Genomic DNA, 14,266 nt, shown 5'->3' with positions numbered 1-14,266 from the left:
AAAATGTAATAATTATATTGATTCACAAAATTGACAATAACTAACATTTAATAATAATGCAAATTTCATACAATTTGAAACTTGGCAATTATTGAATATTTATATAATTTTTCCCGTAATAAACAAAACCTTAATAGCGCTAAAACAATAGTGTTAAGTTATGATTTAACGAATTTAACAAATTTTACTAGGACGGCATTTAAGAATATTTATACGTTATTAACGAATATTTATTTATTGTAAAACGCTACCAAAAAGTTAGACTTCCTTCCCACTAAAATACCACTTTTCTCTTTCAACTTTTTTAAAAAACGGATATGCAACTTTTAGTATTGGTATCAAAATGATTGTTAGGTCATATTCTATCAATATATTTTTCTAAAGAATTGCTTTTATTAACTTTCAATTATGTACCTAACCTAAAAAGAAGCCAAGGCAACGAATGTTACCTTGACTTCTAATACATATTCAACTAACTATATATTCAATCATACGCGCATGCGAGAGTGATTGTTGTACATCTATAATGCGTTGATTTAAAGAACCTTTATATGGTAAATCAGGTTTGAATAAGTGTTGTATAAATAGACCATCTACTAAAACGTCAATGTATGATAATAACTCTCGACGTTCTGTACAATCATTTGCTAAATATTCATATAAAAATCCAGTCCATACCCAAATTGTCTTTGTATTTCCAAAACGTGCTCGAAATGCTTTGACAAGATTTAATGTAATATCCAAATTACAAAATGGTTCGCCACCTAATAGACTTAGCCCAGATATATAATCATGATCGCAATCATCTAATATTTCTGCTAATATTTCATCAGTGTATTTCTCGCCATATCTGAACTTTTGTGAGGCTTTGTTATAACATCCAACACAATTAAATGGACATCCTGATACATAAACACTGCATCTTACTCCTTCACCGTCAACAAAGCTATTTGATTCTATTTTAGCAATATAACCTTGTCCTTGTTTAATGTCTAAAAGTGTCATTCTTTAGGCGCTTTCATATGTTTTACTCGTGCGCAAATTTCTTTATGACGGCCTTTAATTACTGGACGTTGAACTGGATTGCCTAAGTAACCACATGTTCGTTTAACGACATCAACTGTTTTAGGATTATCATTGCCACAGTTCGGGCATTTAAATCCTTTTTCAGTTGCTTCAAAATCTCCATCGTAATCACATTCATAACAATGATCAATCGGAATATTTGTACCTAAGTAACCAACTTTGTCATAAGAGTAGTCCCATACCGCTTCTAGTGCTTTCAAATTGTGTTGCAATTTCGGATACTCACAATAGTGAATGAAACCACCACTCGCATAATAAGGATAATCTTTTTCAAAATCTAACTTTTCAAAAGGTGTAACATCTTTACGTACATCATAATGGAAAGAGTTTTGATAATATCCTTTATCTGTAATGTCTTTAATATCTCCAAATCTCTCTTGGTCTAAACGACAAAAACGATCCGTTAGCGATTCACTCGGCGTACTGTAAATACTGAACCAAATGTCATATAATTCTGTCCATTTCGTTTGATAACGTTTCATTTCTTTAAGAATTTCAAGCGTAAATGCTTTTGCTTCTTGAGATGTTTCCCAGTCTGGACCATAGAAAACAGTAGCTGTTTCATACAACCCTATATAGCCCATTGAAATCGTTGCACGTTTATTTTTAAATAACTCAGCAACATCATCTGTTTCTTTTAATTTATAGTTAAATGCGCCACTTTTATATAAAATTGGTGCGTTATTCGGTACAGCATCTTTCAAACGATTTATACGATAAAGTAATGCATCATGTAACACATCGATACGTTCATAAAAAATTTCCCAGAATTTCGTCATATTACCGGCAGATTCTAATGCCATTCTAGGTAAATTAAGTGTAACAACACCAAGATTACAACGACCATTATTTTCAAAATGTCCTGCCGCATCTTTCCAACTTGGTAAAAATGAGCGACAACCCATTGGCGCTTTGAAATCACCTAATATTTCTACGAGTTTGTCATAATTTAAAATATCTGGGTACATACGTTTCGTTGAACACTTTAATGCTAGTTGTTTAATGTCATAGTTCGGATCTTGCGGACTAAAGTTGGTTCCTTTTTTAATTGAAAATACAAGTTTCGGGAAAATCGCTGTCGTGCGGTCTTTTCCTAAGCCTTTGATACGAGTATTTAAGATAGCTTGTTGAATTTTGCGACTTAAATGATCTGTACCTAAGCCGAATCCTAATGTTACAAAAGGTGTCTGTCCATTAGATGTATATAAGGTATTAATTTCATATTCTAAACTTTCAATCGCATCATTGATGTCTTTAGTGACTTGTTGATCAACATAACGATCAATTTCAGATTCTTTGACAAATTGCTTTGCGATATTCCTATGTTGTTCTTCATTATGTCGTGCATATGTACTAAGTAATTCGTCAACGCGGTCAACCGTACAGCCACCATATTGACTGCTGGAAACATTGGCTATAATTTGTACAAGCTGCGCTGATGCAGTTTGTATTGATTTTGGTGAAGTTACATTCGCGTTGCCTATTTCAAATCCATTATGTAGCATATTTTTAGCATCTATTAAACAACAGTTAGTTAACGGTTGGAATGGATGATAATCTAAGTCGTGAAAATGTATGTCCCCTCTTTGATGTGCATCTGCAACGTGCTTTGGTAATAAATGATTTAATGCGTAAGATTTAGAAACGATACCTGCTGTTAAATCTCTCATTGTTGAAAATGTATCACTATCTTTGTTAGCATTTTCGTTAACAATAGCAGGATCTTTAGAAATCAAACCCGTTAATGCTTCTTCGATTTGATTCATTTTACCCCTTCTTCCTATATATTGTGTCTACTCATTACGTTATACCACTATATATAGTATTTTCAAATTTTTATTAGTCTGTTAACTAAAACGTCACAAAGTTATTAACATTTAGTGAAATTCATATTTCTACACAATTATTTCATTAATTTTTAAAATTGTTTAAAGATTCGTCCGTCATTTCGACATGTTTATGCAACTATTATTTCATTTTGCACCGGGACTATAGTTTCTATTTTTCATACTTAAATCGTCACAATGCCCATCAACATTGCAATTACTAACATAACGATGGCGAATCCCCAAATCCAAAAGAATGCATACTTAATATACGTGCCCATGTTTGCCTCTGCTAAACCAATTGCCAACCATAAGGCTGGTGAAAACGGACTGACAAATGTACCTATAATATTCCCTATAACCATTGAATAAGCTGTTGATACAGACGGTACACCAAATTGCCCTGCTGTTTGTTCGACGATCGGTAACACAGCAAAATAATAAGCGTCTGTGCTAGTTAGTAAATCTAATGGTACGCCAAGTAAACCTACAATAATATGCAAGTATGGTCCTACTTCTGCAGGAATCACTTTGATTAAATTCGTCGCAATCGCTTTAAGCATACCGGTTTCATTTAGTACACCTAAAAACATACCTGCTGCAATAATCACTGCAGCCATCATTAATGCATTCGGCGCATGCGCTCTTAATCGCTCCATTTGTTCATCCACTGATTTAAAATTAATAACAAGCGCCAATGAGACACCTATCATGAATGCAAATTCAGGTGGCGCAATATTTATTAACATCGCTAGAATAACAGCTAAAGTTAAAGCTGTATTCACCCATTTTATCCATGGTTTTGTTCGTGCACGTCCTTTTACAGGAAACCTTACATCTTGATCTCGTTCATATACTTCAACTAATTTATGTACATCTATATCTTGTGTTTGCGGTAATTCATTTCTCTCTATTGCTTTTTTGATACGTTTTTGTTCTTTAAATCCAAGATATACCGCAAACAACATAACAAGAATGAATCCTATTATTTGAATAGGAATTAATCCATACCATAATTCATTGACACTTTTGGCTTTTAACACTGCAGCTACACGTGCCATTGGACCTCCCCAAGGTACCATGTTCATAATCGCCGCACTTAATGCTAATAGTAAAATCAATAAATATTTATTCATATTTAACGCTTTATATAAAGGTAATAATGCAGGAATAGAAAGCAAAAATGTTACCGCACCGGCCCCATCTAATTGGGCTATTGTGCCAATTAAAGCTGTCATTGCACAGACAATGACGACATTGCCTCGTGTCATTAATATTAAGCGTTTGACAAGCGGCTTGAATAAACCACTATCGTTCATGATACCAAAGAAAATAATGGCAAAGATAAACATAATAACAACGTTGATGACTTGATCTAACCCTTTAGCAAAAAATCCAACCAAATCTGTCACACTATATCCTAAAATCATTGCCCCTAAGCAAGGTATGATTGTCATACCTACAACTGGATTTATCTTTTTGGCAATGAGTAAACCTACAATTGAAATAATAATAATGAGCCCCATTACTGTTAACAACATATTATCACTATTCATATTATTTTCTCCCTCCACTTTTAATACAATTTACATAATCCCCCTCTTTAACTTAAATATTATAATTAATATAATTTTTTATATTTAAGTTATCTCATTTTATCAAAAAAATCTTTTTTGCGTAACTATCAATAGTGAAGTTTGATTTTCCTACTTGATAACATGGCATGACTAATCCTTGTATATCCTGTCCTGTATTTCATTTTGATTTATCATTTTTATTATTGCTTTCTATTGCACAAAAAATCTGGCTAAAGGTCGCTATGATAGTAACGACTTCAACCAGATTTCAATTTATCCATCTATTTTATTAAGTTTGTTCTACGTATCTTTTTCTCTATTGTAATATTCATATTTAAAACGCATATCATTATCGCTTAAATCCTTCATTATTAGACTATTCACAAAGCCGCCCATGTCTTAATTTCAATGATTAAGCGTTAAAGTTAAAATAAGAAGACTTACCTTAGACGGTTAGACGGTCCGCTATTATTATCTTACATCCAACCACGCTAAAAATTGAGCTTGTTTGTCATGATTTAAATATTCTTGTGACACAATTTGTGACAGTAACTGTTGCTTTTCGTTATATGTTATATCAAGTACTTTTATTTTCTGTCGGCAAGTATATAAAAAGTCGATATACGAACTGTATGATGGTGGATATAACGCCTCAAGCTCTGCCATAATTGATTTTGTCAACTTAGGACTCGCACCATCAGTTGATACACTGATAGTTAGCTTGTCGCGGTGTAGTGCACTTGGAAATACAACATTGCCATTTGATGCATCTCCAACATTATTAAAAAGGGCATGCTCAGGTAAGGCTTGTTTTACCGCTTCATTGACACGTGGCTCATTGGTTGCTGCAATAACTAAATAAGCATTTACAATATCACTTGGTTCAAATTCTTTTTCTTTCCATATGACGACACCTTTATCTACCATTTTTTGAAGTTTTTCTGTGATTGTCGGACTGATGACCGTCATATGTTCAACGTATTGACTTAATGTTTGTGCCCGACGACTTGCAATGACGCCTCCACCAACTATGACGACATTTTTATTTGTTAAATCTATCATTAATGGCATATTCATGTTGAGCAACATCCTTTATATCTTTTTACATCATTACACCTTAAAATATTTAACACCAATCGCTAATAAACATCACGTTGATAGCGTTGTTGTTGTTTCATTTGTCGCAATAATAACTCTGCTTCTTCTTGAGAAATATGACGTTCTTTTACCAATACATCTTTAATGGCTTGATGGACATCTTTCGCCATACATTTTTCATCGCCACAAATATAGATTGCTGCGCCTTGCTCAATCCATTCATTGAAACGTTCACTTTCTTCCATTATACGATGCTGTACATATTCTTTGTGTTCTTGGTCTCTTGAAAATGCTAAATCTACGCGTGTTAAGTTTCCATTTTCAAGCCATTCTTCTATTTCTTCTTCATATAAAAAGTCAGAACTACGGTGTTGATCACCAAAGAACAACCATGTTTTTCCAGTCATACCAAGTTCTTCACGTTCTTGTAAATATGCTCTAAAAGGAGCAATTCCAGTACCTGGTCCAATCATAATAACCGGTATATCTTGCTTCATCGGAAATTTGAAGTTCGGATTTTTCTTCAAATAAATTGGTACTATATCGCCTGGTTTAATACGCTCAGCAAAATGAACCGAGCATACACCTTTTCTCTCACGTCCATGTGCTTGATAACGAACCGTACCAACGGTAATATGCACTTCATCTGGCGTTGCCATAAAACTACTAGAAATCGAATACTCTCTTGGTGGTAATTTTCTAAGGATTTGATACATATTCTCAGGTTGTAATTCTATAGTTGGAAAATCTGTTATTAAATCTATAAAGTCCCGATTTATAACATATTCACGCGCCCATGACTCATCTTGAATACGTTCAGATAATTCTTCATTGTCAAAATAGATATCTGCATTTTTCAATAATGGCAATGTTAATTTAGTAAATTCAAAATGTGATGTTAGAGCTTCAACAATAGGAACTGTATCACCATGATCATTAATTGGCACCGGAGATTGCGGATCCCAACCTAACATGGATATTAGTTTTTCAACCAATTCAGGGTCGTTTTGCGGTAATGCTACTATACAATCTCCTGGTTCATATGATTCACTAAAATCATCAAGTAAAAATTCTATATGTCGTGTTTCTTTATTTGAATCGGTACCATTTAAATTGATATTCGCTAATACTTCTGCTTGGTATGGATTTGATTTAGAATATTTCTTTTCTTTGGCAGACTTAATTGATTCACTTATCACCGATTCACTTTGAATACCTTCTGATGTGGTATCAATCATATTAATGATGTCTGCCATCCACTTTTCTGCGTCTTCTTCATAATCAATATCACAATCTACACGCTTACATATATGTTCAGCGCCTAGATTTTCTAGTAAAGCATCAACATCTTTACCAGCTTGACAGAAAAATTCATATGTTTGATCACCTAAAGCTAGTACTGAATATCTCACATGATTTAAATTAGGTGCGTTATCGTCTTCTAAAAATTCAAAGAAATCCCATGCATTATCAGGCGGTTCTCCTTCACCATGAGTAGACGTAATAATAAATAAATCTTCTAACTGTGCGATGTTTGTCGTATCATATTCATCCATTGACATCAAAACAACTTGATGTCCGATATCACTTAAACGTTCTGAAAAAATTTCAGCTAAACGCATGGCATTACCTGATTCAGAACCATATAGCACTGTAACATGCCGCTGATTAGCTTCGATATGTGGCTCTTTATTTTGTAACATATACGTTGTTGAAGTTGCTTGTTCTTCTGATATTTGTGATTGTTGCCACACTTCTGTCTCTAATTGTTGTTGATTACTATCACTTGTCGTATCGTTACTATTAGCTAGTAAAAACCCACTAAGCCACTGTTGTTGGCTCTCTGTTAATGTTTGCAGCAGATTGTTAATCTGTGAGACTTGTTTTTCTGTAAATGGACTATTAGATGTATTTAATTTCAAATATTTTCACCTCAATAAACTTGAAATAGATGATTGACTCATTTTTTATCGATAGTTTAGTCAATTTTTTAATATGTATGGTATAAATTAAAACAAACTTGAGTTGTGTCTGATAGTTATACTTGCAAATATTTACAACTTTCATGTTGCTTGAATGACATTATCAGTAATTCAGACAAAAATATGATTATGTCGTATCAGTTATTAATGCATACAGTAATGCATCGTTGTTATTTTTTATTTATTTACTATTTATTATGTACCAAATCAGCCTTTCAGTAAAATAGGTCAAATTACTGATTTTCTAAATATAAAATGCCTCCTAATAACATACTATTAGTACATCATTAAGAGGCTCTTGTGTTATTTGCATACTAAGCGCTCAAATTTAAATTTAAGATGAAGATTCTTGCAATAATATTTCTATATTTGTCGATATATCCAATGGATCTTCCATTGGCAAGAATCGATTTACAACATTTCCTTGTCGATCGATTATAAATTTTGTGAAATTCCATTTTATTGGGGACCCAAAGATTCCTGGTTGTTCATTCTTTAAATGCGTAAATAACGGATGTTCATCGTTCCCGTTCACAGATATTTTAGCTAACACTGGAAATGTTACACCAAATTTCTCACGACTAATTTTCAAGATTTCTTCATTAGAACCTGGTTGTCGATTGTCAAAATTATTATTCGGAAAACTCAACACTACAAACCCACGATCCTTATATTTTTGAAACAAAGTCTCTAGTTTTTTCAATTGTTCGCTATATATACATTCTGTTGCAGTATTAACAACCAAAATCACTTTACCTCTAAATGCTTCTAATTTATAAGTTAAGCCTTTATAATCACTTACTTCGATATCATACACATTTCTATTATTCATAAGACACCCCTACACAGCCTTTTTTATATTGAATATGTTCTTTTTAGAATGTTCTGATAAAATAAGTGCGCGTTTACACCGCGAACATACATTATATAGCGTGATACATTTTTCGAGCACACGATAAATAATGTTCGAGTTTATGTTGTTGCTCAACCTATCCGATTTACCGTCTTTTTTCACCTGTCTTACTTTATTAAAATAATCACATTGTATAGCTGTATTAGTCCAGCTACAATATCTTTCGTTATAACCCCTCATTATAATCATCCTTATTTTCTATTTTTAAAAAGACAATTAGACCGCTCTTTAAACTATAGATTAATACTTAAGTTAAACTCATACATACTGATACCATACGTTAGATCTAACAATTTAAAATTCGTTATAACTATGGATTAAAGAGCTGCCCAACTCATATAATCCTTAAAAACTTCACATGTGATTGTTTATTAAGCCCTCCTTTATCTTATTAAATATCCTTATAACCCTTTTAAAATTAAACTGACACACTCATACATTGTTACACGCGACGATAAACGTCATATTATTGCATATCATTAAAACAAGTCACTTTGTATCGTGTGCGACCGAATACATATTAAATCATCAATAATGATTATTCAATTATTAAAAATAAAAACGAACATTCTATATAGAGTTTCTACTTATTGTTTTTTCAGCATTGTCTACATTACTTAACATTCGTGTTTGTAAGTAATATTGACCGCCAATATTTAGACACTTTATAAGTATGCCATTCATCATTTTTAATCATATTATTTTTCTTATTGATATTTCTATTCATATATTTCTGATTGTATATTTAGATATAATAATTTGTTATTGGAAATTATATGAAACAAATTTGACTCATCTTTTTCAATATCTAAATGACACGATGCATGATTTTTGAATTTTGTAAGTAACTTCCTTTTAAATTAGACTGAATTGTGACAATTTTCAAACATTTTAATGTGTAAATCATTGGCAAAATATACGAATTGCATTTAAATCGTCAATTTACATATATTTTTGCGTAGTAATCAATCGTTATCATTGTTATTTATCGTTACATTACTTCGAGTATCAGTATGTATTTCGGGCTTCGTTTGATAACGACATTTCTTTGTGACATCGCTTCATCAGTGTAACAACAAATACAATGATTTCGTGATGTTAGTTACCCATTTTATGTGTTGCATAAAATATGTTGTTATAAAACATTTTAAATCATTTTATATAAACAATCTATATATTTTTGTTATCCCCAAAATATCACTTGTTATATTAAAAAACGACAAGACATTTTATCTTATCGGTTCAAATTTGGTATTGTTATTTGTAATGTTTTTAGGTTTCTTTTTAATATAATATATTTCAGTGAAAATACATGATTGATTGTGATTTCACTGAAACATGGTTAATTACGTTGTTGATGAATAACTTTAGCATAAATATAGGAAGTTATTTTGTACATCGCCATATATAGAAACGAAATTATAATGACAGCTAGTACGTAACTTGTTAAAAATATATGATGGTTATTAATACCTATCATATTTAGTAACGTATATACAATGTTACTAGAAATTAATGTATGAATCAGTGCTACTGTTATTGGTATTGCGAACAAGAAAGTCATTTGATTTCGTGTTATCTTTGCTATTCTTCCATTATCTAAACCAAGTTTTTTCATAATGTCATAATTGTGCTGATTTGCATAGGCTTCTGAAACTTGTTTATAGTACATCATTAAAAATATTCCAATGACAAGTACAATTGATACTACGCCACCTACAAATATTAGTCCACCTGTCAGACGATCCCAAACCATTAGCATTTCTGATTTAGAATTTATTGACGCATCGTATTTTTTCGATAGCTTTTGTATTTGTGATGTTGTTAATTTCGTCTTTCCAAATACATTAAAGTTTATCGATATTGTCGAATTCTTTTGTTCATGTGCATAAAATCCTTTTACTTTTTGTAATTGATTGTTATCTTTAACAATTAAAACCATACTATCTTGAATCATCATCAAATTTAACGCATGTGCGTCAAGTTGTTTCACTTTAAAGACTTCATTATTAAGACCGACCTTAGACTGCTTTTTAAAAATAGGTACATTCGTAATCATACCTATACTTTGATTGTCTAAGTGTAATTTGTTTTGGTGATATCGATTATAATCTTGTGCAGTAAAAGCTGTAATCATTACTGATTGTCTTGAAAATATCGCGCCTTCATTACCAATGAAGTCTATTGGAATATCATCACTAGCCTGTTTTAACTTGTAATAAGCACGATTCTTTTCTAAAGAAGCTCTAAATAATGTCGTTTCATATACTTTGAAGTCTTTTGCATTAACCGAACCCTGTATATCACGTTTAATATTCTCAATCGTTTGTTGACGTTCTATTTGTGACTTAGAATTGTCGCTAAATGACAAATCATAATCATTCGTAATCAATTTCGTAATGGTATGATTCATATCACGATAGGTTGTTAATGTCATTGTGAGCGTTACAATCAAAAATGTACACAGCAAAGTGATTGTTGCAAGACTGACTGCATTCATTTTAAGACGTACACGCATCCCAACTACCACAAAAAAATACCGTGGATGATAGTAAACTTTTGATACCTGCTGCAATATACTAATAATTATTTCACTTATACCTACAAAAAATGCATAAGTACCGATAATAACTAATCCTATGACAATCCATATTTTAAAAAAGGCACCAAACGTCGTATCTTGTTGTAATGCAATAAAGTAACCTAAATATAGTGCTGCGCTTCCTATAACAATTAAAACGTAACGCAACCATCGTGATATGACACTAGAATCGGAACGATGTTGATAAGTTATCGGCCGTTGAAAATTAATACTGAACAAGTTGAATATAAGTAGCATGCCCATTAATACAGCAATGATAATCAAAGTAATAAACATCGCTACAGAGTCAAATGGATAATACCTTAACGTCGCAACTTCACTGCCCATTATTTTCTGTATAAACAAGAAAAATATCGCACCAAGTAAGTATCCGCCGGCAATACTAACGACTGAAATTATCACAAATTGTAAGATAGTTTCCATCACTACAATTAAACGCATACTTTTCTTGGTCATGCCCAATGTCATAAAAATGCTAAACTCTTTTCGTCTTTGTGACATCATAAAGTGATTTGCATAGAAAATAAAAATAAAAGTTAAAAGCGCCATAAAAAAATTAGCTATGATAATAAATGGTACTAGGAAGTCATTCTTCTGTTTTATGTAGCTATTTAACCCAATTGACACAAGCGTATATTCAATCATGAATAGTACACTTACCGCTAAAATGAATGGAATGATTACAAGTCGCTGCATAATAAATTGACGTCGCACTATGTGCCATAACAATCTTAACTTCATATATTGACACTTCCTCCATTCACAAGTGCTAAGCTATCTGTTATTCGTTGTTGAAAAGCTAATTGACTTTCTTCACCACGATATATTTCATGATATAGACGCCCATCTTTAATAAAAATGACTCGCTCTGCATAAGACGCATCGATATTTGAATGAGTTACCATTAAAATTGTCTGTTCCAATTGATGAATCTCTTGAAATAACATCATCAATGCCTTTGATGTTTTTGAATCAAGTGCACCTGTAGGTTCATCGGCTAGTAAAATCGTCGGTTTAGTAACTAATGCACGTGCAATGGCAATGCGTTGCTTCTGACCCCCAGAGATTTCAGAAGGATACTTGTTTAAGAATCCCTCTAAATGTAATTGTACTGCCAACTGATGTACCCTTTGTTCTATATCTTTTCGTTTAGCACCAGCTAAAATTAATGGCATCATTATATTTTCTTTATTCGTCATTGTTGGTAAAAGATTAAAATCTTGAAAAACAAAACCTACCATTTGTTGACGATACAGTGCTTTACTTTTATTTTTCATATTATTTAAATGTGCGCCATCCACAATAATGTCACCTTCAGTTAGTCCATCAAAAGAAGCAATTAAATTTAGTAGTGTAGACTTCCCTGACCCAGACTCACCCATAATTGCAACAAATTCATCAGCTCCAACTGATAAATTCATTTGATTAAGTGCTGTCGTAGCATTCAAACCTTTACCATAAACCTTTTTTACATGTTTCACTTCTAGCAACATGGCATGCACCTCATTTCTTTGTTAGTTCTATATTAAAACAAAAAAATACTAATAACATTTAAATTAGTAAAAAAATGTTACTAGTATACTTACAATATTGAAAGTTTTTATTCATCTGGAAATTGAATCGTAAATGTTGTACCCTCATTTTGTTTAGATACGACTGAAACAGGATGGTTTGTGTGTGTTGAAATTTGTTTTACGATAAATAAACCAATCCCACTTGAGTTACTTTGGCGCTGGCCATTATAACCTGAATAGCCCTTATCAAATATTTTAGGCAAGTCCGCTTCACTAATACCGATACCATTATCTTTTACGTATAATTGATTGGATTGCTCATCAAATTCAATCCATATATCTTTACCTCTCGCATACTTAAGTGCATTATTTATTAATTGTTCTATCATTAAAGAGGTCCATCTAACGTCAGTTAATACTTCGTGATGACAAGGTTCATAATGGATTTTTGTTTTTTGATCAATAAACTGTATTGAATATTTCATAATAATTGGGCGAATGATATTATTAATCGAAATTTTAGTGACAGAAATATCAGAAGTTTCATTTAATAACTTTAAATAACTAAGTGCTAAACTTGTATAGTTATCAATTTGAATAACCTCTTGACGAACACGATTCACAACATTAGGCTCATCTCTTTCAAGTAACAGTTGTGCTGCAGTAATGGGTGTTTTCATTTGATGTACCCATGTTAAAAAGTAGCTCTCTACATCATTTTTATATTCAATTTGTTCATTTTTAAGCTGATACAACGCAGTTTCTAAGTTTTCAATTTGTTGTTGTTGGCTTATAGTTTTTACAAAACTTAAATATTTAATACCTATGAATATGAGTAATAATAATAAAATAACGCCAAGTGCTAGTAAATATGCTTCTAATGGCAAATGATACAGGTAAAACATTAAGCCAAATAAAGCAAAAATAACTATGACTATTGCTATTTCCTGAGTAATACTTTTAAGAAAGGTCATTGCATTCACCCTATACTTTATATCCGACATTTTTCTTTGTAATGATAAAATCATTAACGCCAATAGTATTTAATTTTTTACGCAGGCGCGTCATGTTAACAGCTAATGTGTTATCATCTATGAAGTTTTCTGATTCCCAACATTTTTCAATTAAAGCAGTTCTACTTACATATTTATCTTCATTTTGAAATAATAACTTTAATATTTGTAATTCAGTCAAAGATAGCTGTATGTTTTGTTCTTGATACACGACTTTTGCTTCATCTAATATTAATGTACAACCTTTAACCGTCAATGAATCATTAGCTACTGACAAGTCATAAGTTCGTCTCAATAATGCTTGAATTTTGGCAATCGTTAATGACAAGTTAAATGGTTTTTCGATAAAATCATCTCCCCCCATTTGTATTGCCATAATTTGGTCCATATTATCAATACGGGAACTAATAAATATAATTGGCACATTAGATGTTTTTCGGATTTCTTGACACCAATGAAAACCATTTAACGTTGGCAAATTAATATCTAGCAATACAAGCTGAGGTTGATGTTGGTTAAAGATAGACAGTATATCATCAAATTGTTCAACGACAATAACACCGTAATTCCATTTTTTAAGTTCAGATGCTAAACTTTCTGCTATAACAAAATCATCTTCAACAATTAATATTTTCATCTATAATCTTCTTCCTTC

Annotated in this window: 16 protein-coding genes; 2 read left to right on the top strand and 14 right to left on the bottom strand. The window is 31.9% G+C overall.

The features are described 5' to 3' along the window. Positions 1 to 81 precede the first annotated feature (81 nt). Entirely contained in the window at positions 82 to 243 is a 162-nt protein-coding gene (locus tag JQN76_RS04265) for a hypothetical protein (protein WP_001789302.1), read from the top strand. A gap of 15 nt (positions 244 to 258) precedes the next feature. On the opposite strand, the gene JQN76_RS04260 is transcribed toward JQN76_RS04265, so the two are convergent. The 7 genes from JQN76_RS04260 to JQN76_RS04230 all read right to left on the bottom strand — a co-directional run bounded on the left by JQN76_RS04260 (position 259) and on the right by JQN76_RS04230 (position 7,509). Further along, a complete protein-coding gene (locus tag JQN76_RS04260; RefSeq protein ID WP_001790600.1) occupies positions 259 to 369 on the bottom strand; it encodes a hypothetical protein in 111 nt (36 codons plus the stop codon). A 99-nt stretch (positions 370 to 468) separates the two neighbouring features. Further along, positions 469 to 1,005 (bottom strand): anaerobic ribonucleoside-triphosphate reductase activating protein, encoded by a 537-nt coding sequence (nrdG, locus tag JQN76_RS04255; protein WP_000173331.1) that lies wholly within the window; start codon positions 1,003 to 1,005, stop codon positions 469 to 471. Further along, positions 1,002 to 2,852: an anaerobic ribonucleoside-triphosphate reductase gene (gene nrdD / locus JQN76_RS04250; protein WP_001071713.1), complete on the bottom strand. Its 1,851-nt coding sequence runs from the start codon at positions 2,850 to 2,852 to the stop codon at positions 1,002 to 1,004. Before nrdD ends, nrdG begins: the two co-directional genes overlap by 4 nt. Before the next feature lie 245 nt (positions 2,853 to 3,097). Beyond that, on the bottom strand, positions 3,098 to 4,468 hold the full coding sequence (locus JQN76_RS04245) for a CitMHS family transporter (protein WP_001083490.1): 1,371 nt from the start codon (positions 4,466 to 4,468) through the stop codon (positions 3,098 to 3,100). 321 nt (positions 4,469 to 4,789) lie between these two features. Continuing rightward, a complete protein-coding gene (locus tag JQN76_RS04240; protein WP_001789304.1) occupies positions 4,790 to 4,885 on the bottom strand; it encodes a hypothetical protein in 96 nt (31 codons plus the stop codon). Between the two features lie 75 nt (positions 4,886 to 4,960). Beyond that, positions 4,961 to 5,566 carry an NAD(P)-binding protein gene (locus JQN76_RS04235; protein ID WP_001057048.1) on the bottom strand — a complete coding sequence of 202 codons (606 nt, stop codon included), beginning with the start codon at positions 5,564 to 5,566 and terminating at the stop codon, positions 4,961 to 4,963. 62 nt (positions 5,567 to 5,628) lie between these two features. Beyond that, positions 5,629 to 7,509 (bottom strand): assimilatory sulfite reductase (NADPH) flavoprotein subunit, encoded by a 1,881-nt coding sequence (locus JQN76_RS04230; RefSeq protein ID WP_000775127.1) that lies wholly within the window; start codon positions 7,507 to 7,509, stop codon positions 5,629 to 5,631. Positions 7,510 to 7,712: 203 nt separating this feature from the next. Here JQN76_RS04230 and JQN76_RS04225 point away from each other — a divergent pair, with 203 nt between their 5' ends. Beyond that, positions 7,713 to 7,796 carry a hypothetical protein gene (locus JQN76_RS04225; protein WP_031797553.1) on the top strand — a complete coding sequence of 28 codons (84 nt, stop codon included), beginning with the start codon at positions 7,713 to 7,715 and terminating at the stop codon, positions 7,794 to 7,796. Positions 7,797 to 7,903: 107 nt separating this feature from the next. Here the strand turns inward: JQN76_RS04225 and JQN76_RS04220 are convergent, their stop codons facing one another. The 7 genes from JQN76_RS04220 to nsaR all read right to left on the bottom strand — a co-directional run bounded on the left by JQN76_RS04220 (position 7,904) and on the right by nsaR (position 14,248). After that, positions 7,904 to 8,401, bottom strand: a complete 498-nt coding sequence (locus JQN76_RS04220; protein WP_001065268.1) for a glutathione peroxidase — start codon at positions 8,399 to 8,401, stop codon at positions 7,904 to 7,906. A gap of 9 nt (positions 8,402 to 8,410) precedes the next feature. Further along, positions 8,411 to 8,671 carry a hypothetical protein gene (locus tag JQN76_RS04215; RefSeq protein WP_001791974.1) on the bottom strand — a complete coding sequence of 87 codons (261 nt, stop codon included), beginning with the start codon at positions 8,669 to 8,671 and terminating at the stop codon, positions 8,411 to 8,413. 381 nt (positions 8,672 to 9,052) lie between these two features. Next, positions 9,053 to 9,166 carry a hypothetical protein gene (locus JQN76_RS04210; protein WP_011447078.1) on the bottom strand — a complete coding sequence of 38 codons (114 nt, stop codon included), beginning with the start codon at positions 9,164 to 9,166 and terminating at the stop codon, positions 9,053 to 9,055. A 658-nt stretch (positions 9,167 to 9,824) separates the two neighbouring features. Then, positions 9,825 to 11,825: an ABC transporter permease gene (locus JQN76_RS04205; RefSeq protein WP_000776734.1), complete on the bottom strand. Its 2,001-nt coding sequence runs from the start codon at positions 11,823 to 11,825 to the stop codon at positions 9,825 to 9,827. After that, a complete protein-coding gene (locus JQN76_RS04200; protein WP_001836721.1) occupies positions 11,822 to 12,577 on the bottom strand; it encodes an ABC transporter ATP-binding protein in 756 nt (251 codons plus the stop codon). The genes JQN76_RS04205 and JQN76_RS04200 overlap by 4 nt, the downstream gene beginning before the upstream one ends. 107 nt (positions 12,578 to 12,684) lie before the next feature. Then, positions 12,685 to 13,572 (bottom strand): nisin susceptibility-associated two-component system sensor histidine kinase NsaS, encoded by an 888-nt coding sequence (gene nsaS / locus JQN76_RS04195; RefSeq protein ID WP_000143426.1) that lies wholly within the window; start codon positions 13,570 to 13,572, stop codon positions 12,685 to 12,687. A 10-nt stretch (positions 13,573 to 13,582) separates the two neighbouring features. After that, positions 13,583 to 14,248, bottom strand: a complete 666-nt coding sequence (nsaR, locus tag JQN76_RS04190) for a nisin susceptibility-associated two-component system response regulator NsaR (RefSeq protein WP_000697877.1) — start codon at positions 14,246 to 14,248, stop codon at positions 13,583 to 13,585. Between the last annotated feature and the right edge of the window lie 18 nt (positions 14,249 to 14,266).

The sequence above is a fragment of the Staphylococcus sp. SM3655 genome (assembly GCF_016917315.1).
Taxonomy (GTDB): Bacteria; Bacillota; Bacilli; order Staphylococcales; family Staphylococcaceae; genus Staphylococcus; species Staphylococcus aureus.
The sequence above is the reverse complement of the archived record's forward strand: the minus strand, read 5'-3'. Positions and strand labels throughout refer to the sequence as shown.